Genomic DNA, 21,518 nt, shown 5'->3' with positions numbered 1-21,518 from the left:
TCCGTTTTTTTAGTTTTAATAATAATGAGTTGTACTGAAAAACCAAAACAATTAGAAGCAGAGGTTTACGAAACATCTGCGAGTGGAAATAAGCTTACTAAGCTAGATGACTTTACATCGATAGATTCAGCTAGCAGCACTGTGAAATTACAACCCCAAGTAAAATACCAAACTATTACAGGTTTTGGAGGGTCTTTTACAGAGTCTTCAGCATCTTTATTAAATAAATTAGGTAAAGAGAATAGAGCAAAAGTTATAGAAGCCTATTTCGGTGAAAGTGGTGCTAAATATTCTTTAACAAGAACACATATGAATTCTTGTGATTTTTCAATAAGTCAGTATTCGTATACACCAGTTGAAAGTGATAAAGAATTAAAGCACTTCTCTATAAAAGAAGATAAAGACGATATTATTCCTATGATAAAGGATGCTATGGGAGTATCAAAGGATGGTTTTAAGATATTATCTTCTCCGTGGACAGCTGCGCCTTGGATGAAAGATAATAACGACTGGGTTGGCGGTAAATTATTACCAGAATATTATGATACTTGGGCGTTATTTTTCTCTAAATATATTAATGCTTACAAAGCTGAAGGCATTGATATTTGGGGATTTACTGTTGAGAATGAACCTTTAGGAAACGGTAATAACTGGGAAAGCATGCATTACACACCAGATGAAATGACAAATTTTGTACAGAATCATTTAGGTCCAAAACTGGAAGCTGATGGCCATAATGCCAAAATTTTAGGATACGATCAAAATAGAGAACATCTTAAAGAATGGGTAGATTCTCAATATAGAAATGAAGCCACGTCTAAATACTTTGATGGAACGGCTATTCATTGGTATGCAAGTACCTACGATTATTTTCCAGAGGAATTACAATATGCTCATAACAAAGCACCTAACAAGTATTTAATACAATCAGAAGCTTGTGTTGATTCAGAAATCCCAAAGTGGCAAGACGATAATTGGTACTGGCAAAAAGAAGCAACAGATTGGGGTTGGGATTGGGCACCAGAAAAGGATAAGCCTTATCATCCTAAATATGCGCCAGTAAACAGATATGCAAGAGATATTATTGGCTGTCTTAATAATTGGGTAGATGGATGGGTAGATTGGAATATGGTACTTGATAAACAAGGAGGCCCAAACTGGTTTGAAAATTGGTGTGTGGCGCCAATAATTGTAGATCCAGATGCTGATGAGGTATATCTAACACCACTATATTATACCATGTCTCATTTTAGTAAATATATACGGCCTGGTGCGGAAGTGATTGGAGTAGATAAAACAGATGATGATTTAATGGTCACTGCAGCTCAAAATCCTGATGGTACAATTGCAGTAGTTGTTTTCAATGAAGGTAAAATTGCAAAGAATTTTACTCTGATCTTAAACGATAAATTAATTGATATTAAAATTGATGAGCAAGCTATACAAACTATTATGATTCCGCTTACATAACTTTTAATAATAAACTAACTAACTAAAACTAAATGATTATGTCAACAATTACTAAAAAAGTACCATTTGGACAGAAAGTAGCCTTTGGTATAGGTATGCTTGCTAATCAAATGTTTCCTGCCGCATTAGGAATATTTATGGTGGTCTTGGTTCAGGATTTAGGCTTTCCAGGATGGATGTGGGGTGTGATATATTTATTCCCAAGACTTTTTGACTTTGTTACAGACCCAATTATGGGCTATATTTCAGATAATACTAAATCAAGATGGGGAAGACGAAAGCCTTACGTAATTCTCGGAGGTATAATTCTTTTTATTTCATTCATTGCAATGTGGCAACTTTATAAAGATGCTGGAGTTGATTATAATTTCACTTACTTCATGATTTGGTCAATTATATTTTACTTGGGGATTACCATTTATAGTGTTCCTTATGTAGCTATGGGTTACGAAATGAGTGAAGATTTTCATGAACGCACCGATATTATGGCAACTGCTCAATGGATTGGGCAATGGGCATGGGTAATAGCGCCTTGGTTTTGGGTAATTATGTATGATCCAGAATGGTTTGAGTCGGCAGAAGTAGCAACTCGAACTTTAGCTATTTGGGTAGGGGCTTTTTCTGCAATTTGTGCAATCATTCCAGGTATTTTTATTAAAAGTAAATCTACATTAAATGAAGATTATTCTCCACTCAAATTAAAATACATTGGTGCTAGCCTTAAAGAAATAGGTTCAGGTTTTAAAAGTGCTTTTAAAATAAAGCCATTCAGACAATTATGTATTGCAACCTTTTTGGTCTATAATGCCTTTATGACCATAGCTTCGTTCTCTTTCTTTATTATTGTGTATCATCTTTTTGATGGTGATGCGGGTGCTGCAGGAATATGGCCAACACTTTTTGGATGCTTAGGTGCGCTTGGAACTACTTTTATGGTTATACCTATTGTTACTAAAATGTCCAAATCAATGGGAAAAAAGAAGGCCTTCCTTATTTCACAGGCCATTTCGATTTTTGGATATCTTATGCTATGGTTTCTTTTTGTACCAGGAAAACCTTACCTATTTATTATTGCATTACCGTTTTTCTCCTTTGGAATTGGAAGTTTATTTGTTTTAATGATGTCCATGACCGCCGATGTAATTGATTTAGATGAGCTTACTTCAGGACTCAGAAGAGAAGGTACCTTTGGAGCTATTTATTGGTTTGTAGTTAAATTTGGTTTCGCCATTGCTGGAGGTTTGAGTGGTGTTATTTTAAGTTCAGTAGGTTTTGATTCTGGTGCAACCGTACAACCTGAAGGAGCAATTGATGGATTACGTTTGTCTTTTTCAGGAATTCCCATAGTAGGTACAGTCATTGCAATGCTTGTGATGCGTAACTATAAAGTCACAGAAGAAAGTGCAGGTAAAGTAAGAGAAGAATTAGATGCACGAAAAAAATCACCAAATAATCTAACTTCTTATTACCAAACGGATAAATTATTATCCTTAGGTAAATTCAATTTTACTTCTGGTTTAAAAACTGATGTTGATTTTTCTTCAAAAACCGAAAAAGAAATAAAAACGATGTTTTCTACCACCTTAAATAATGGATTACATGGTATATGTTTTAGTCCTTATGCAAAAGACCAAAACGTTGGCGATCAATTAACACAAGAACAAATAAAACGACGCATGGCAATTATTGCACCATACACTAAGTGGGTACGTTCTTTTTCTTGTACAGATGGTAATGAATATATTCCAAAAGCAGCACATGCTGAAGGTCTAAAAACTATAGTTGGGGCATGGATTGGAAAAGACAAAGACAAAAACGAAAAAGAGATAAACGCTTTAATTCAATTAGCTAAAGAGGGCTATGTAGATATTGCTGTAGTAGGAAATGAAGTTTTAATGCGTAATGAGCAAACTGAACAAAATATTATAGATTATATAAAGCGAATTAAACAAGCAATGCCAAACCTTAAAGTAAGTTATGTTGATGCTTATTATCAATTTTTAGAACGACCAAAACTTATAGAGGCTTGTGATGTTTTATTAATTAATTGCTATCCATTTTGGGAAGGGAGTAGTGTAGAACAAGCCTCTGAATATTTAAAAGAAATGGTTGCGGTTACAAAAGTAGTTTCTAAAGGAAAACCTATAATTATAACAGAAACAGGTTGGCCAGACCAAGGTGATAAGGTTGGTAAAGCTGAGCCATCATCACAAAATGCTATGAAGTATTTTATAAATAGTAATAATTTGGCAATAGATGAAAAAGTGCCATTGTTTTACTTTTCTTCTTTTGATGAGTCTTGGAAAGTGCATAACGAAGGAGATTTAGGTGCACGCTGGGGAATTTGGGATAAAGATGAAAAACTTAAATATAATTAGAAATTAGACTAAAATATTAAATATGTCTTTAAGAAGAGAAAAATTTTTAGCACTTGCGTCAATTGATTATGCAGGTATGTCTATTAATGATTTAAGAGAATTATTCAGAAAATCATTAAAATCTGGGATGCATGGTTTATGCTCCAGTCCTTATGAGGAAGGACAAGAACCAGGCGACCAATTATCAGAAGCTCAAATAAGACGAAGATTAGAGATAATGAAGCCTTATACCAATTGGATTCGTTCTTTTTCATGTACAGATGGTAATGAATTAATTCCGAAAATAGCTAAGGAAATGGGAATGAAAACTCTTGTTGGTGCTTGGTTAGGTGATGATCCAGATATAAATAAAAAAGAGTTAGAAGGTTTGATAAGTTTGTGTCATCAAGGTGTTGTGGATATCGCAGCGGTTGGTAATGAAGTGATGTACAGAGGCGATTTAAATGAAGCAGAACTTCTAGATAAAATATTTTATGTAAAAGCTTCAATTAAGGATTTAGATATTCCGGTTGGTTATGTAGATGCATATTACGAGTTTCATGATAGACCAGCTATTACAGACGCTTGCGATGTAATTTTAGCAAACTGTTATCCTTTTTGGGAAGGTTGTGATCTCGATTATTCGATTTTATACATGAAGGACATGTATCACAAGGCCAAACGCGCAGGGAACGGTAAAAAAGTTATAATTACTGAAACAGGATGGCCAAGTGAAGGCACTAATCTTCAAGGTGCATTTCCTTCTGAAGAAAATGCTATTAAGTACTTTATCAATACCCAAAAGTGGTCTCAAGAAGAGGATATTGAAATATTTTATTTTTCATCTTTTGACGAATCTTGGAAAGTAGGAGGAGAAGGAGATGTTGGCGCGTTTTGGGGTATTTGGGATAAAAATGAAAAACTAAAGTATTAAGTTTAGTATTATTTAACACTTTATACAAACTCCAATACTTAGAAAAATTTCTCAATTCCTTATCTTTACTTAATTAGAATAATTTTGAATTAACATGATTAAACTTAGAATTAATGCTTTGATTGTATTAGCAATTTGTGCAATGTTTTCTGCATGTAATAATGGTCCTAAACGAGATCTAAACCCAACTGAATTAATTGGAGGGTTCGAGTTATTGTCTTCGGACGAAACAGGTATTGATTTTAAAAATTCTATAAGCGTTTCAAAAGATTTACATCATTATTATTTTAGTCAGCTTTATTTGGGCTCAGGTGTGGCTATCGGTGATCTAAATAATGACGGTCTACCTGAAGTGTTTTTTGGGGGAAATCAAGTTGCAGATCGATTATATCTTAATAAAGGAAATTTACAGTTTGAAAATATTACTAAAAAATCTAAGGTAGCAAGAAATTCTGGATGGACATGGGGAGTAACTATGGCAGACGTCAATGGAGATGGTTATTTAGATATATACGTTAGTAGAAACGGATACTCTTTTAAAAAAGAAGACCGCAGAAATCAGCTTTATATTAATAATCAAGATTTAACTTTTACGGAATCTGCAATTTCATATGGACTAGCTGATATTGGTTTTTCCACTCAAGCAGTTTTTTTTGATATGGATAATGATGGTGATTTAGATATGTATCAATTAAATCAACCACCAGATAAAAAATTGATGTTGTCAAAAGAAATACCTAAACATGAGTACAAACACTTTTTAGATCGCATATATAGAAATGATAATGGTAGATTTAAAGATGTGTCAAGAGAAGTTGGTATATCAAGACAGTTGGCTTATGGTTTAAGTGTTAATGCGTCGGATTTAAATAATGATGGTTGGATAGACTTATATGTAGCTAATGATTATGTAATGCCAGATTTTATGTATTTCAATAATGGAGACGGTACATTTACAAATGTTATTAATGAAGAATTGAAGCATATTACACAATTAAGTATGGGTTCAGATACTGGCGATATTAATAATGACGGGCTATTAGATTTAATTACTACAGACATGATGCCAGAAGATCATTACCGCTCAAAAACTAATATGGCATCTATGAGTAGTGAAGTGTTCCATGCAATGGTTGACGCAGGTGGACATCGTCAATATATGACAAATACATTGCAGGTTAATACAGGGTTAGGAAGTTTTTCTGATATAGGTAACTTGGCAGGTATATCTAGTACTGATTGGAGTTGGGCAAGCTTAATAGTTGACTTAGATAATGATGGTTGGAAAGATATTATAGTTTCTAACGGAGTTAAAAAAGATGTTGATAATAATGATTACAGGAATGTATTAAGCCAATTAGACCCGACTAAGACAACTAAGGATGAATTTTTTAGGTTGAGCAAAGAAGCACCATCTGAAGCAATACCAAATTATGCTTTTAAAAATAAAGGTAATTTAGAGTTTGAAAAGGTTTCCAAAGATTGGGGATTTGATACACCAAGCTTTTCCAATGGTATGGCTTATGGAGACTTAGATAATGATGGTGATTTAGATGTCGTTGTAAATAATATAGATGCCAATGCGTTTGTTTATAAGAATAATGCATCTGGAAATTTCCTCAAAATTGAGTTGGCTGGCCCAGAAAATAATACTAAAGGTTTTGGTACTAAAGTGATTTTAAAGAATAATGGGAAAACGCAGTTAGCAGAAAATTTTGTCACTAGAGGTTATTTTTCGTCAGTAGAACCAGGTTTGTTTTTTGGATTAGGGAAAGAAAAAGAAATTGAAGAATTACAAATTATTTGGCCAGATGGTAAAATTAATACTTTAAACAATATCGAAGCCAATCAGTCAATCGTAGTCGATTATTCTAAAGCTAAAGGAAAATATAAGTATGCTGATTCACAAAACGAAACTCTTTTGTCTGAAGTAAAAACAGCAGATATTGGTATAGACTATATTCATAAAGAAAGTAAATTTGATGAGTATACAAAAGAAATATTATTGCCTCACAACGTATCTCAAAATGGACCATTTACTGCGATTTCTGATACTAACAACGACGGATTAGAAGATATTTTTATAGGAGGTGCAGCTGGGCAGAGTGGCGTTTTATATGTTCAAAAACAAAATGGAAAATTTGAAAAAAGTAGCTCGCAACCTTGGAAAAATGATTTAGATTCAGAGGATTTAGAAGCTCTATTCTTCGATTTTGACGGTGATAAGGATAAAGATTTATTTATAACAAGCGGTGGTAGTGAGTTTAATGTAGGTGATTATAGGTTAAAAGACAGACTCTATGTTAATGATGGTAAAGGCCAGTTCGTTAAAAATGACAATGCGATTCCAAATATCTACGAAAGTTCACAATGTGTTAAAGTATCAGATATAGATAATGATGGAGATTTAGACCTATTTGTTGGTACAAGGTTAATTTCAGGTAAATATGCATATCCAGCGGACAGTTATTTTTTAATTAATAAGAGTGGTAGATTTATTAAAGCGGAAACAGAAAGAGCGCCGTCATTAACAAATATTGGTATGGTTACAGATGCAGTATTTACAGATATTGATAAGGATGGTGATGATGATTTAATAGTTGTAGGGGAATGGATGGAAATAAAAACATTATTTAATAATAATGGAGTTTTTAAAGATCAGTCAGAGCATGCCGGAGTTAAAGGTACGCGAGGTATTTGGTGGTCTATTACTGCCAGTGATTTAGATAATGATGGAGACGAAGATTATATTATTGGTAATCTTGGCAAGAATAATAAATTTAAGGCATCAGTTGAGCACCCATTTAAAGTCTATGCTAATGATTTTGATAATAATGGGACTAATGATATTGTATTAGCGAAATTTTATAAAAATGATTATGTACCTCTTAGAGGTCGAGAATGCACTAGTCAGCAAATGCCTTATGTAGCAGAAAAATTTGAAAGCTATGACAGTTTTGCCTCCTCTAAATTAATAGATATCCTGCCAGAAGAGAAAATAGAAGAATCCGTAATTTATGAAATCGAAAGTTTTGAAAGTATTATTTTGATAAATGAAAATGGCACTTTGATAAAAAAGATTTTGCCAAATGCAGTCCAAACAGCGCCACTTAAATCAGCTTTAGTTATAGATATAAACAATGATGGATTTAAAGATATTATAAGTGTTGGGAATCATTTTGGAGTTGAAGTAGAAACAGTGAGATATGATGCAGGATATGGAACAATACTATTAGGCGATGCACAAAATGAGTTTACACCTCTCGCACCAACTAAAAGTGGTTTTTATATACCACACGATAGTAGGGATTTAGGCGAATTAACGGTAAATAATAAAAAATTGTTTATCACAACTAATAATAATTCGAGCTTATCAATTTTCACTAAAAAATAGTCAAATCAAGCTTGTATGGATATGATTTAAATGTTAATTGATTTTGTTTAACTACTTAAAAAACTGTTAGTCAATATCTTATATTGTATTTAAACTTAATTAGCATTACTAAAAATATCTTATTGTATGGTTTTTGTATAGGTATGTTTAACAGTAATTGTAATATTAATTGGCCATATTGTACATCTAAATTTTAATAACTAAATAAATAAAAATTATGAAAAAAATTACACTTTTTGTTTTTCTTTTGGTTGCCTCTTTCGGGTTTTCACAAGAATTAATAACCAACGGTGATTTCCAAACTGGTGCAGCTGGTGATTGGTATACTGGAGGTGAAAACAATCCAATAGAGATTGTAGATCAAGGTGGTAACTTTGTGTTTCAAGCGAATGTTACAGGTACGACTGATGCTTGGAGAGTTAATTTAAGTCAAGTTGTCGCATTACAAGACAATACAGCCTATGAGTTATCTTTCGATGCTTTTACAGATTCAGCAACGGGTAGTCGTCCATTAAACGTAAGTTTAGGTCAGGCAGCTGGACCATTTGCTGGGACTACTCCAACTATAGAGACAATTACAGATACACCTCAAACTTTTACTTATACTATTACTACTAATTTTGATACTAATAATGGTGGTTCTGGTAGTAGAGTGATTTTTGATATGGGAGATAATGTAGGTTTTGTTTTTATCGATAATGTATCTCTAACAGCAGCTACTGTAGACCCTACGACTGACGCTTCTTTAAGTGATTTAGCATTAGATGGTACAACGGTTGCTGGTTTTAGTTCATCTACATTAAGTTATCCGGTAGAGCTCCCTTCAGGAACAATGACAGCTCCTACGGTATCGGCTACTACAACAGAAGCTATGGCAACAACTATGATAACTCAAGCGCCTAGTCTTCCCGGAGATGCAACAGTTGCGGTTACCGCATCTGATGGAACAACAATGTCTACCTATACAGTTTCATTTACAGTAGCACAAGCTACACTAGCCCCTACAACTCCTGCTCCAACCCCTCCTAATAGAGAAGCTACAGCTGTGGTTAATATTTTTAGTGGTGCTTATGCTGGAGGTAAAACACTTACACCAGACACATTTGGTGTTGCAGGTAATAATTCAACAGCTATGATAGGTACTATTATGGGTGATGACTATTGGGGTATAGATTTTGACGGAGGTGACTTTATGGGCTTCAATTTAGATTCTGAGGCAGATGCTTCAGCTATGACTCATTTTCATATGGATTATTGGGTTGAAGGCACACCAACAGGTGGTGTTATGAATCCGAAGTGGTCTAACCATTCAGCTGGTCACTTAACAGGTGAGACTAATGCCGCTATACATACATTTGCTCCTGCAGGACCAGACGGTCAATGGTTATCATTAGATATTGAGATTACTCAATTTAATGTTGGTGAGTTTAATGGTGGAATAAACCCTGGAACCAATAGAGAATTCTTAAGCCAATTAGTATTTGGAGCATCAGGTGCATCTGCTGCTTTGTTTGATAACATATATTTTGACAATATGTATTTCCATAATAATACTGTATTAAATATTGAAGATTTTGAAACGGCATCCTTTAAAGCATTCCCTAACCCAACAAATGGTGAATGGAACATCTCAGGAAACTCTGTTGTTAATACAATTGCTGTCTATGATATTTTAGGGAAGCAAGTTTTAGCTTTAGAACCTAATTCAAATGACTTTACAATTAATGCAGCGTCACTAAGAACTGGTGTTTACTTTGCTAAAATTGAAGGAGTAAATGGTTCACAGACTATAAAATTAGTTAAACAATAAGATTAATAGCTTAATTATTATTGATTAAATAAAAGCGTGTTTATTAAATAAACACGCTTTTTTTCATTGTCAATATTCAATTTTTTAAATAGAAATCATTGTAAAGACCTTTGGTTGGTAATATAAAATGTCAGAATTATAGATTAATCAAGAATTAATAACTACATAAACTATTATGAAAAAAATTACTATTTTAGGAATTGCCTTTTTATTACCATTAGGCATTTTAGCTCAAGAATTACCTCTAGATTTTGAAGTTCCAGAAGATGATAACTGGAGTGCTTTTAATGGAGCAACTGTTGAAACTGTTGTAGATCCAACAAATGCATCTAATAATGTTTTAGAGTTAACCAGTAATGGTAATGACTTTGACGGTGCATCAATTAACATGGGGACATATATTGATTTATCAGATGACAATAATAATACCATAACTCTAGAGTTTTGGACGCCAGACGCAACAACTAGAACGCATCTCCTAAAGTTAGAAGGTGCGTCAGCTCAGCCTACAGCAACGGAACTATACTTTAGTACTTCAGCTGCAGGTTGGCAAACCGTAACTATTGATTTTGGAGCAGGTTTAGCTAGTGATTATCCAATTTTAGTCTTGTTTGCAGATTCAGGAGTGGGAAACACTGCAACTGGCACATATTATATTGATAACATAAATGGAACAAACGGAGCAGTTATTCCACCAGACCCAGTGCCTTCTGGTCCGGCAATTGTGCCAAACGCGCCGGATTCTGAAGTTTATAGTATCTATAATGATAACCCAGGTTTTTCAACTAATTTTCCGGTTGCTTATACTTTTGGTACCCGTTCTGGTGAGCCAGATTTAGACGCTTCAGCAACAGAGAATAAAGCACTTAAATTTAATTTTGGTGTTGCAGGTTGGGGCCAAGGTGAAGGTGGACCTGATGATGTATCTTCTTATGACTTTGTTTCATTTGACTATTGGGCAGGACCTACGGTTGTTGGTTTTGATTTTGTATTAATTAGCAACAATGGCGGAATTACAGAGCATAAATATCAAATCAGTATTCAAGAACCTGTTGTAAATGAAGCTTGGACTAAAGTTCAAATTCCGATGTCTTATTTTACAAATATAGGTTTTGCAAATACAGCATTTTGGCAGTGGAAATTTAGCCCATTAAACGATAGCGTAGATAACTCTGGAATAGTATATATAGATAATATCCTTTTAACTCAAAACTTACTTTCTGTAAATAAATTTGACGCTGAAAGTTTTAGTGTATATCCAAACCCAACAAATGGTGATTGGAATATTTCTGGTAATTCTGTGATAAATACTATTGCTGTTTACGATATTTTAGGAAAACAAGTTATGGTATTAGAGGCAAATTCAAATGATTTTGTAGTTAATGCATCGTCATTAAGAGCAGGTGTTTATTTTGCGAAAATAGAAGGTGTCAATGGATCACAAACGATTAAATTAGTAAAGCAATAAATTAATAGCTTAATCAATATTGATAAGAGAAAAGCGTGTTTATTTAATAAACACACTTTTTTTATAAGTACTCCTTAAATAATACTCTAACTTTATAGAAAGTATTAGATACATATGATAAATAAAATAAGCTGTTATATATTTTTTATAATCATTTTGACTAGTTGTTCTCAAGGCAAGGGTAATAATGCTATAACCAAAAAAAGTGAAGAGATAGCTAATGATTTAATAAATGAAAGTAGTCCTTATTTATTGCAACATGCATATAATCCAGTAGATTGGAAAGCATGGAATGATGAAGCTTTGCAATTAGCAAGAGATAATAATAAACTTATTATTATTTCTGTGGGTTACTCCGCATGTCATTGGTGCCATGTTATGGAAGAAGAGAGTTTTGAGAATGATTCTGTTGCGAAATTAATGAACGAGAAATTCGTGAATATTAAAGTAGATCGGGAAGAACGTCCAGATATTGATCAAATTTATATGAATGCTGTACAGCTAATGACAGGCAGCGGTGGTTGGCCTCTTAATTGTATAGCCTTACCAGATGGACGGCCTGTTTTTGGTGGTACGTATTTTACTAAACCGCAATGGATTAAGATTTTAGAAGACATGTCTAATCTTTACAAAACTAATCCAGATAAAGTAATTGCTTATGCAGAACAGTTAACAGAAGGGATTAAAAATTCTAATTTAGTAACTGTAAAAACAACTCCTACAGAATTTGACTCCAAAACACTTAAAACTACAATTAACCAAATTAAAGAATCACTAGATTATAATTATGGTGGAAAATTAGGAGAACCAAAATTTCCAATGCCAAGTGTTTTAAATCTTTTACTTCGATATGGTTTTCAAACCAATGACATTGCCTTACAAGACTATGTGTTTAAATCTTTAGAGATGATGGCTAATGGTGGAATTTATGACCAAATAGGAGGTGGTTTCTCTAGGTATTCAGTAGACGAAAAATGGCATATTCCCCATTTTGAGAAAATGCTATATGACAATGCTCAGTTAGTTAGTCTATATTCTAAAGCCTATCAGCTAAATAAAGAAGACAATCTTAAGCGTATAGTACAAGAAACTCTAAGTTTCGTAGAATCAGATATGAGTGCTGATAATGGGTCATTTTATTCGGCTTTAGATGCTGATAGCGAAAGGTTAGATGGAGAACTAGAAGAAGGTGCTTATTATGTTTGGACAAAGGAAGAATTAGAGACTTTGTTAGGTGCGGATTTAGAATTATTTGAATCCTACTATAATGTTAATGAAATAGGTAAATGGGAAAAAGACAACTATGTTCTTTATAAAACAAAATCAGATATAGAGTTTTCTGAGCGTTATAATTTAAGTATAGTACAATTAAGAAATAAAATTAGTGGTTGGAAAGAAAAATTGAAAGAAGCAAGAAATAATAGAAAATTACCAAGGAAAGACGATAAGGCCTTGACATCGTGGAATGCCTTAATGCTCAAAGCTTATATAGATGCTTATCGCGCTTTTGGTGAGGAATCTTATCTAAAAAAAGCATTGGTAAATGCCAATTTTATAAAACACAATCAAATAACTTCTAACGGTAATCTTTTACATAATTATAAAAATAAAAAAAGTAGTATAGAGGGTTTCTCAGAAGATTATGCGCAAACAATTAACTCATTTATTGAGCTGTATCAAGTTACTTTTGATGAGCAATGGCTAGTTTTATCTAGAGATTTGATGGATTATTCAATTAAGCATTTTTTGAACAAGAACAATAGTATGTTTTATTTTACTTCAGATAGTCAGAAAGATCTAATTACTAGGAAAATAGAAATTTTTGATAATGTTATTCCGTCATCAAATTCTGTTTTGGCAGATTGTTTATTTAAATTAGGTCACTATTATTCAGATAAGAAATATTCAGAATTGGCTAAACAAATGCTGAGTAATGTTAATGAAGAAATGAGAAAATCACCATCAGCATATTCAAATTGGTTAAATTTATATTTAAATTATTCAAATCCGTATTATGAAGTTGCAATTTCAGGTAAAGAAGCCAGTAGTAAATTAAAAGAGTTGTATGATTCTTACATACCAAATATATTAGTGTCTGGTTCTAATTATGAAAGTGACTTACCTCTATTAAAGAATAAGTTCAATACGGATGAAACACTTATTTATGTTTGTGTTAATGGTACTTGCAAATTGCCTGTAGATACCACGGAAAAAGCTTTAAGCCAGATATTAAATAATTAAAGATTATGACAACACTAAAAGAGCTTGCTAAGCTTCTAAATATTTCAGTTTCTACCGTTTCTAAAGCGTTAAATGATAGTCACGAAATTAGCTCAAATACAAAAAAAAGAGTTAATGAATTAGCTGAGAAACTAAATTATAAACCAAACCGCATCGCTCAGCAGCTTAAAACGAATAAGACTAAGACTATAGGTGTTATATTACCAACAGTTACTAATCCATTTTTTGCTGAAGTTTTGCATGGTATAGAAATGGCAGCAACAGATAAGGATTACGATATAATTGTTTGCCTTTCTAATGAAACACTAAACAAAGAGAGACGCAGCATAGAATTATTGTCTAATGGTAGTGTGGATGGTTTTATTGTAACAGTTGCTAGAGAAAGTCAGGTGCAAGGGGATACAAATCATATAAAAGCTGCAATTGCTAATAAGATACCTGTTTTAATGTTTGATAGGGTTGTTAATGAAATCATATGCGATAAGGTAATTGTTGACGATTTTAAGTCTGTATATGAAACTACCGAATATTTGATAAAAAAAGAAAAACGAGAGCATATTCTTTTGGTAAGTAATATTGAAGAATTAAGTGTAGGTAAATTAAGAATTAAAGGTTATGAAAAAGCAATAGCAGAAAATAATCTCAAAAGTTCAATTTTAAGTTTGGATAATGATGAAGATGTAGATGGTACTATATATGATTATTTAAAGAAGAATAATGAGATAGATGCTATTATATCAATTGATCATATTACAGGAATAGTAGCTATTAATATGGTAAAAAAACTCGGCATAGAAATTCCTAGAGATATATCTATTATAGGTTTTGGTTATGAGCACACAAATTTATTATCAAGTCCTAAGATTTCAATTATTCATCAAAAAGCTCATGAAATAGGTGAGATGTCTGCAAAATTGCTTATAAATAAATTGAACAGTAAAGATCATGAATTGCAAACAATTGTAGTTCCAAGTGAATTAAAACTTGGTGAGTCTTCTAAAAAGTTGAGTACAAAAAAAGCCTGATAAAAATCAGGCCTTTTAAATTTACAACGAAAAGATAGTTAGTTATCTTTAATTTTATCCGCAGCTTTGTCCATTGCATCAGTTCCCGCTTTTTTAGCTTTATCAACTGCATCACTACCAGCTTCTTTTGCACTATCAACGGCATCGTTAACGGCATCCTTAGCATCATTTGCCATATCTTCAGCGCCTTCTTTAGCACTATCTACTGCATCACCGGCAGCATCTACTGCATCACTTGCAGCATCTTTAACGCTATCTACAGCGTCACCAGCAGCGTCAGCTGCTTCCCCTGCAGCCTCTTCTACCGCATCGGCAGCCTCTTCAACCGCATCACCTGCAGTCTCAGCTGCTTTTTCAACAGCATCTTCAGTTTTTTCTTTAGCTTCTCTACAAGAAGTAAATGATAATCCAAGAGCAGCAACTAATGCTAAACTCATTACAACTTTTTTCATTTTAATAGTTTTAGTGTTAATTATAGTTAATGTACTAAAATACTAATTTCGTAGAAACTTTAACATAATTTCAACTTTAATTAGAAGTACAATCAGATTATATACGGATATAATCTATGATTTGGACTACTGCACCGCGATTTTCTATGATGTAGTTGCGATTAATGTCACCTTGCTTTTGTCTGAGCGTAACATTATTATGAAAAACGTCTAATAGTGTTTTAAAAGATTCGGCGTTCGAAATAGATTGTACCCCTCCTTTAGAAATCATAGTGTAAGCTTCAGGAAATTTATTGTAATTCTTGCCTATAAGTATGGGTATTCCAAAAACTGCTGGTTCGAGAATATTATGTAAACCAGTAGTCCCAGCTGCTCCGCCAACATATGCTACCTCACCATAATTATAAGCTTTACTTAAATAACCAATTGTATCTAAAATAAAAACACTGTAGTCGGATAAGTTTTGATTATTAAATTCAGAATAACATATGGTTTTTAAATATAACTGAGACTTGAGAGATGCTGTGTAATTTGCATTTATATTGTGTGGTGCAATAATGAATTTTACGTCTTTATTTTGGCTTTTGTTTATATATTCAATAAATAATTTATCATCTTCAGGCCATGTGCTTCCAAAAATCACACAAAATTTATCCGCTTTAAAATTTTCGATAAAAGGCACCTTATTATCAAGTTTTAATTGGTTGTAGACACGATCAAAACGCGTATCACCAGATACAGTTACATCAGTATATTCAACTGTATTAAGCAATGTTTTTGAATTTTCATCTTGTGTAAAAATGTGTTTAAAAGCAAATAGAGAAGATTTCATCATGCCGCCATACCACTTAAAAAAACTTTGGTCTTTTCTAAAAACTGCTGAAATCAAAATAGCTTTTAATTCTCTTTTTTTAATTTCTAGCAAATAATTAGGCCAAATTTCATACTTCACAAATATGATATAATCAGGATTAATAATATCCAAAAAACGTTTGGCATTCGACTTTGTATCAAGAGGAAGATAGACAACAGTATCTGCAATTTTTGCGTTTTTTCTAACTTCATAACCGGATGGTGAGAAAAATGACAAAATAATTTTATAGTTAGGATGCTCAGCCTTTAAGGCTTCAAAAACAGGTAAACCTTGTTCGTATTCACCAAGAGAAGCACAGTGAAACCAAAATGTTTTATCACTAGATTTTATCTCTTTTTTAAGCTTTGCAAAAGTTTCAGTTCTTCCTAATACACCCAACTTTAGTTTAGGGTTAAAAAGTGCAAATACTTTAATAACACAACTAGCAATGTTAATTCCTATGGAATAGATAAGTCTCAATACTAATATAGATTTATGCTAAAATACAGTTCTTTCAATTAAATGCATTGGCATAGCGATTACAATTTTGTATTTTCGCTAAGGTCTATTTTTAAATGACCAACTTAATTTATATTCTTCAGAATGAAAAAAATCCAAATGGTTGATCTGCAAGGTCAATACGCTAAAATAAAAAATGTTGTAGATCCTTCGATTCAAGAAGTAATGGATAGTGCAGCATTTATAAATGGTCCTAAAGTACATCAGTTTCAGAAAAATCTTGAAGATTATTTAGGTGTAAAACACGTTATTCCTTGTGCCAATGGAACAGATGCATTGCAAATTGCAATGATGGGTTTAGGGTTAAAACCAGGTGATGAGGTAATTACCGCAGATTTTACGTTTGCTGCTACAGTTGAAGTTATTGCTTTATTGCAATTAACACCAGTACTAGTAGATGTTGATCCTATTAGTTTTAATATTGATGTAGATGCTATTGAAAAAGCAATAACACCAAAAACTAAAGCGATAGTGCCTGTTCATTTATTTGGGCTAGCAGCAGAAATGGATGCTATAATGGCTTTAGCAAAAAAGTACAATTTATATGTTATTGAAGATAATGCCCAAGGTATAGGCTCAGATTACACTCATAAAGATGGTTCAAAAGCAAAGACAGGTGCGATAGGTCATGTGGCTTCAACATCTTTCTTTCCCTCTAAAAATTTAGGTTGTTATGGTGATGGTGGAGCTATTTTTACCAATGACGATGATTTAGCTCACACGATTAGAGGTATTGTAAATCACGGCATGTATAAACGGTATCATCATGATGTCGTTGGAGTGAATTCGCGTTTAGATTCAATTCAAGCTGCGGTTTTAGATGCTAAACTCCCGCATTTAGATACTTATAATAACACGAGACGTAATACTGCGAGAAAGTATTCGGAGGCTTTTAAGAACCACCCTAAGATTGTTACACCAAGTGGTAAAACACGTTGTGAAGGAATTTGTGATACTTGCGATTGTCATGTATTTCATCAATACACATTAAATTTAAAAGATGTTGATAGAGATGGTTTGGTTGCACATCTACAAAGTAATAATATTCCTTGTGGTGTCTATTACCCCATTCCTTTGCATAATCAGAAGGCATACCAAGATTCACGTTATAATGAAGATGATTTTACAGTAACCAATCAATTGGTGAAATCTGTAATTTCATTACCAATGCATACTGAATTAGATGATGAACAGATAGATTTTATAACAACGAAAGTTTTAGATTTTATAAACACAAACTCTTAATTACATGAAAATTTTAGTTACTGGTGGTTTAGGTTTTATTGGTTCTCACACAGTTGTAGAATTACAAAATGAAGGATTTGAAGTTGTAATAATTGATGATCTAAGTAATTCCTCAGATAAAGTTTTGGATGGTATCACAGCAATAACTGGAGTAAAGCCTCATTTTGAAAACTTAGATTTAAAAGAAAAACACGACGTTTATAATTTTTTTAAAAACCATAATGATATTTGTGGTGTTATTCACTTTGCAGCGAGTAAGGCTGTTGGTGAAAGTGTACAGAAACCGCTAAAATATTATGAAAACAATATAAGTACTCTAGTTTATGTGCTTAAAGAAGTGTGTCAACTAAAAGAGCAGAATTTTATTTTTAGTTCTTCATGCACCGTCTATGGTCAAGCAGATGAATTGCCAATTACGGAGAATGCTCCTGTAAAACCTGCAGAATCACCTTACGGAAACACTAAGCAAATGGGTGAAGAGATTATTAGAGATACTTGTAAAGTTAATAGTAATCTTAATAGTATCTCGTTAAGATATTTTAATCCTATAGGAGCGCATCCTTCAGCAGAAATAGGAGAATTACCTTTAGGAGTACCTCAAAATCTAGTGCCATTTATTACACAGACAGCAATGGGTATGAGAGATCAACTCTCGGTTTTTGGTGGTGATTACCCAACACCAGATGGCACTTGTGTTAGAGATTATATACATGTTGTGGATTTAGCAAAAGCCCATGTCGTTGCTGTACAACGCTTAATAGAAAATAAAAACACCTCTAATTATGAAGTGTTTAATCTTGGTACAGGAAAAGGGAGTTCTGTACTAGAAGTTATTCAATCTTTTGATAAGGTTTCAGGCGAGAAATTAAAATATCGAGTGGTTAACAAGAGAGAAGGAGATGTTATTTCTGCTTATGCAGAAACTTCAAAAGCGAAGAATGTATTAGGTTGGGAAACAAAATTAACACTCGATGATGCCATGACGTCTGCTTGGAAATGGGAACAAAAAGTTAGAAAAAAATAAGATATAATATGAAAGCTTTATTAAGAATTTTGTTGTTGTTTTTTACGGTTGCGATTAGCGCTCAAAACACCTATATACATTGTGGTAAATTAATAGATACTAAGTCAGGTAAAGTACTTAAAGATAAAACTATTGTAGTTTCTGGGAATAAGATAATTTCGGTTACGGAAGGCTTTATAACACCAAAAAATTCTGTAGATATAGTTGTTGATTTAAAGAATAAAACTGTTATGCCTGGTCTCATAGATATGCATGTTCATATAGAGCACGAGACTAATCCTAAAAAATACTTGCAAGCTTACACACAAAATGATGCTGATGTTGCTTTTGGTTCTGTAAAATATGCTGAGATAACATTAATGAGCGGTTTTACTACTGTGAGAGATTTAGGTGGTTCAGGTGTTAATGTTGCTCTTAGAAATGCTATTAATACTGGGAAAATTGATGGTCCAAGAATTTTCACTGCAGAAAAAGCCTTGGCAACTACAGGTGGTCATGCTGATCCAACCAATGGTGCAAAGAGAGCCCTAATGGGAAATCCTGGTCCAAAGGAAGGTGTTGTAAATGGTATAGAAGATGCGAAAAAAGCTGTTAGGCAGCGGTATAAAAATGGGGCCGATTTAATAAAAATCACTGCTACGGGAGGTGTATTGAGTGTTGCGAAAAGTGGTCAGAATCCTCAGTTTACATTAGACGAAATTAAAGCGATTTGTGAGACTGCAAAAGATTATGGATTCCATGTAGCTGCTCATGCACATGGAGATGAAGGCATGCAACGCGCAATATTAGGTGGTGTTAAAACAATTGAACACGGTACATTAATGAGTTCTGAGACTATGGAACTTATGAAAAAGTACGATGTGTACTTAGTGCCAACAATTAGTGCAGGTAAATTTGTTTCTGATAAAGCGAAAATAAAAGGATATTATCCAGATATTATAGTGCCGAAGGCTTTAGATATTGGTCCAAAAATTCAAGATATGTTTGGTAGAGCTTATACGGCTGGAGTAGGAATAGCCTTCGGAACTGATGCTGCTGTGTTTTATCATGGTGATAATGGTAAAGAATTTGGTTACATGGTTGAAGCTGGTATGCCAGCTATGGAAACCATACAAAGTGCAACTATAATCAATGCCATGATTCTAAAAATGGAAAATCAACTAGGTCAAATTAAAGAAGGATTTTTTGCCGATATCATTGCTGTAGATGAAGATCCTACAGAGAACATTTCTACAATGGAGAATGTGGTATTTGTTATGAAAAATGGGGTTATTTATAAAAGATAGTAAATTCTCTAAATCTGTTTTTTCTTTTTAGAAGAGATTCCTGCTAATAATAGCATAATCATACCTGTAGTTACTGAAAGGTCTGCAACATTAAAAATACCAGTTTTTATAGTTTCAGTGATTTTAATAAAAAAGAAATCAGTTACCTGTCCATAAGCAATACGATCGAATACATTTGCAATTCCACCACCTATAATGAAGCAAAATGCAATAAGACTTAAGCGATCTAATTCTTTTGTTTTTATGATGTAATAGATAACATAACCTAGAACTAAGGTTGGTAATGCTAGAAGAAATATTAGCTTTAGGGTCGGATTCATATCGCTACCCATACCTAAAAACGCACCCTTATTTTCGACCCAAATGAGCTGAAAATAATCTTGAATAATGTCGATTTGACCAGAACTTCCTTTAATCATATTACTTCGTACAATTACTTTGGTGATTTGATCAATAGCAATATTGAAGACGATTAACAGTGTGATAAATAAATTTCTATTCAAAATATTAAGGAATATAATTAAGCGTTAGTTTCAAAAGATGCTGATGCTGTAGCTGCTTCTCTATTAATTTTACGGACTAAACCTTGTAAAACTTTTCCGGGTCCAACTTCTGTGAAATGTGTCGCGCCGTCTTTTATCATCTGTTGAACGGATTGCGTCCAACGGACCGGAGCTGTTAATTGGGAAATCAAATTTGCCTTTATTTCGTTTTCATCGCTAATAGCAGAAGCTGTTACGTTCTGATATATTGGATATTTAGGCTTACTAAATGTAGTATTTTCTATTGCGGCTGCCAGTTCTTCGCGAGCTGGTTCCATAAGAGGTGAGTGAAATGCTCCACCAACAGGTAATACCAAAGCACGTCTTGCACCTTCTTCCTTTAGAGCTTCACAAGCTCTGTTTATAGCTTCAATTTCTCCAGATATTACTAATTGTCCAGGACAATTATAATTGGCCGCCACAACAACACCTTCTGTTGTGGCACATATTTTTTCTACTACATCATCATCTAAACCCAAAACTGCAGCCATAGTACTTGGTTGTAATTCACAAGCTTTTTGCATGGCTTGAGCGCGTTGAGATACTAGTTTTAAACCATCTTCAAAAGTTAAAGCTCCTGCAGCAACTAGCGCTGAGAATTCTCCAAGCGAGTGACCAGCAACCATATCAGGTTTAAAAGCATCTCCTAAAGTCTTTGCTAAGATTACTGAGTGTAAAAAAATAGCAGGTTGTGTTACTTTAGTTTCTTTTAAATCTTCAGCAGAACCTTCAAACATAACGTCAGTAATAGAAAAGCCTAGAATGTCGTTAGCCTTCTCAAAAAGTTCTTGCGCTAAGGGTGAGTTTTCATAAAGATCTAATCCCATTCCTGAGAATTGAGCTCCTTGACCTGGAAATATATATGCGTTCATTAATATCTTAATTTAAGATGCAAAAA

Annotated in this window: 15 protein-coding genes; 11 read left to right on the top strand and 4 right to left on the bottom strand. The window is 33.3% G+C overall.

Annotation, left to right across the window (positions count from 1 at the left end):
• Positions 1–24: 24 nt before the first annotated feature.
• The 8 genes from ACFWU4_RS14715 (at position 25) to ACFWU4_RS14680 (ending at position 14,699) form a co-directional block, all read left to right on the top strand.
• Entirely contained in the window at positions 25–1,470 is a 1,446-nt protein-coding gene (locus ACFWU4_RS14715; protein WP_411129230.1) for a glycoside hydrolase family 30 protein, read from the top strand.
• A gap of 38 nt (positions 1,471–1,508) precedes the next feature.
• A complete protein-coding gene (locus ACFWU4_RS14710) occupies positions 1,509–3,848 on the top strand; it encodes an MFS transporter (RefSeq protein WP_411129228.1) in 2,340 nt (779 codons plus the stop codon).
• Positions 3,849–3,870: 22 nt separating this feature from the next.
• On the top strand, positions 3,871–4,761 hold the full coding sequence (locus ACFWU4_RS14705) for a glycosyl hydrolase family 17 protein (RefSeq protein WP_411129226.1): 891 nt from the start codon (positions 3,871–3,873) through the stop codon (positions 4,759–4,761).
• 94 nt (positions 4,762–4,855) lie between these two features.
• Entirely contained in the window at positions 4,856–8,155 is a 3,300-nt protein-coding gene (locus ACFWU4_RS14700) for a VCBS repeat-containing protein (protein ID WP_411129224.1), read from the top strand.
• A gap of 217 nt (positions 8,156–8,372) precedes the next feature.
• Positions 8,373–9,965: a T9SS type A sorting domain-containing protein gene (locus tag ACFWU4_RS14695; RefSeq protein WP_411129222.1), complete on the top strand. Its 1,593-nt coding sequence runs from the start codon at positions 8,373–8,375 to the stop codon at positions 9,963–9,965.
• Between the two features lie 175 nt (positions 9,966–10,140).
• Positions 10,141–11,433 carry a T9SS type A sorting domain-containing protein gene (locus ACFWU4_RS14690; protein ID WP_411129220.1) on the top strand — a complete coding sequence of 431 codons (1,293 nt, stop codon included), beginning with the start codon at positions 10,141–10,143 and terminating at the stop codon, positions 11,431–11,433.
• 156 nt (positions 11,434–11,589) lie between these two features.
• Complete coding sequence (locus tag ACFWU4_RS14685; RefSeq protein WP_411129218.1) at positions 11,590–13,674, top strand: thioredoxin domain-containing protein; 2,085 nt, start codon at positions 11,590–11,592, stop codon at positions 13,672–13,674.
• A gap of 5 nt (positions 13,675–13,679) precedes the next feature.
• Positions 13,680–14,699 (top strand): LacI family DNA-binding transcriptional regulator, encoded by a 1,020-nt coding sequence (locus tag ACFWU4_RS14680; protein ID WP_411129216.1) that lies wholly within the window; start codon positions 13,680–13,682, stop codon positions 14,697–14,699.
• Between the two features lie 38 nt (positions 14,700–14,737).
• Here the strand turns inward: ACFWU4_RS14680 and ACFWU4_RS14675 are convergent, their stop codons facing one another.
• Both ACFWU4_RS14675 and ACFWU4_RS14670 read right to left on the bottom strand, forming a co-directional pair.
• A complete protein-coding gene (locus ACFWU4_RS14675) occupies positions 14,738–15,151 on the bottom strand; it encodes a hypothetical protein (protein WP_411129214.1) in 414 nt (137 codons plus the stop codon).
• A 97-nt stretch (positions 15,152–15,248) separates the two neighbouring features.
• The gene (locus tag ACFWU4_RS14670) at positions 15,249–16,484 is read right to left on the bottom strand and encodes a 3-deoxy-D-manno-octulosonic acid transferase (protein ID WP_411129212.1); all 1,236 of its coding nucleotides are present in this window, start codon (positions 16,482–16,484) and stop codon (positions 15,249–15,251) included.
• A 123-nt stretch (positions 16,485–16,607) separates the two neighbouring features.
• On the opposite strand from ACFWU4_RS14670, the gene ACFWU4_RS14665 reads away from it, so the two are divergent.
• From ACFWU4_RS14665 to ACFWU4_RS14655, 3 genes are read left to right on the top strand one after another with little or no spacing between them, the layout of a single operon-like run.
• The gene (locus ACFWU4_RS14665; protein ID WP_411129210.1) at positions 16,608–17,768 is read left to right on the top strand and encodes a DegT/DnrJ/EryC1/StrS family aminotransferase; all 1,161 of its coding nucleotides are present in this window, start codon (positions 16,608–16,610) and stop codon (positions 17,766–17,768) included.
• A 4-nt stretch (positions 17,769–17,772) separates the two neighbouring features.
• Positions 17,773–18,792 (top strand): UDP-glucose 4-epimerase GalE, encoded by a 1,020-nt coding sequence (gene galE, locus ACFWU4_RS14660; protein WP_411129208.1) that lies wholly within the window; start codon positions 17,773–17,775, stop codon positions 18,790–18,792.
• Between the two features lie 8 nt (positions 18,793–18,800).
• Positions 18,801–20,078, top strand: coding sequence for an amidohydrolase family protein (locus ACFWU4_RS14655; protein WP_411129206.1), 1,278 nt, complete (start codon positions 18,801–18,803; stop codon positions 20,076–20,078).
• A gap of 8 nt (positions 20,079–20,086) precedes the next feature.
• On the opposite strand, the gene lspA is transcribed toward ACFWU4_RS14655, so the two are convergent.
• Entirely contained in the window at positions 20,087–20,581 is a 495-nt protein-coding gene (gene lspA / locus ACFWU4_RS14650; RefSeq protein ID WP_411129204.1) for a signal peptidase II, read from the bottom strand.
• 17 nt (positions 20,582–20,598) lie between these two features.
• Entirely contained in the window at positions 20,599–21,492 is an 894-nt protein-coding gene (gene fabD, locus ACFWU4_RS14645; RefSeq protein ID WP_411129202.1) for an ACP S-malonyltransferase, read from the bottom strand.
• Between the last annotated feature and the right edge of the window lie 26 nt (positions 21,493–21,518).

Origin of the sequence: Winogradskyella sp. PE311, assembly GCF_046545555.1 — a bacterium.
In the GTDB taxonomy this organism is placed as follows: Bacteria; Bacteroidota; Bacteroidia; order Flavobacteriales; family Flavobacteriaceae; genus Winogradskyella.
The sequence above is the reverse complement of the archived record's forward strand: the minus strand, read 5'-3'. Positions and strand labels throughout refer to the sequence as shown.

Excerpts from the sequence above, each read along its gene's own strand:
- ACFWU4_RS14715 (WP_411129230.1), top strand. The coding sequence starts at position 25 with ATGAGTTGTACTGAAAAACCAAAACAATTAGAAGCAGAGGTTTACGAA.
- ACFWU4_RS14710 (WP_411129228.1), top strand. The coding sequence starts at position 1,509 with ATGTCAACAATTACTAAAAAAGTACCATTTGGACAGAAAGTAGCCTTT.
- ACFWU4_RS14705 (WP_411129226.1), top strand. The coding sequence starts at position 3,871 with ATGTCTTTAAGAAGAGAAAAATTTTTAGCACTTGCGTCAATTGATTAT.
- ACFWU4_RS14700 (WP_411129224.1), top strand. The coding sequence starts at position 4,856 with ATGATTAAACTTAGAATTAATGCTTTGATTGTATTAGCAATTTGTGCA.
- ACFWU4_RS14695 (WP_411129222.1), top strand. The coding sequence starts at position 8,373 with ATGAAAAAAATTACACTTTTTGTTTTTCTTTTGGTTGCCTCTTTCGGG.
- ACFWU4_RS14690 (WP_411129220.1), top strand. The coding sequence starts at position 10,141 with ATGAAAAAAATTACTATTTTAGGAATTGCCTTTTTATTACCATTAGGC.
- ACFWU4_RS14680 (WP_411129216.1), top strand. The coding sequence starts at position 13,680 with ATGACAACACTAAAAGAGCTTGCTAAGCTTCTAAATATTTCAGTTTCT.
- ACFWU4_RS14675 (WP_411129214.1), bottom strand. The coding sequence starts at position 15,151 with ATGAAAAAAGTTGTAATGAGTTTAGCATTAGTTGCTGCTCTTGGATTA.
- ACFWU4_RS14665 (WP_411129210.1), top strand. The coding sequence starts at position 16,608 with ATGAAAAAAATCCAAATGGTTGATCTGCAAGGTCAATACGCTAAAATA.
- galE (WP_411129208.1), top strand. The coding sequence starts at position 17,773 with ATGAAAATTTTAGTTACTGGTGGTTTAGGTTTTATTGGTTCTCACACA.
- ACFWU4_RS14655 (WP_411129206.1), top strand. The coding sequence starts at position 18,801 with ATGAAAGCTTTATTAAGAATTTTGTTGTTGTTTTTTACGGTTGCGATT.
- fabD (WP_411129202.1), bottom strand. The coding sequence starts at position 21,492 with ATGAACGCATATATATTTCCAGGTCAAGGAGCTCAATTCTCAGGAATG.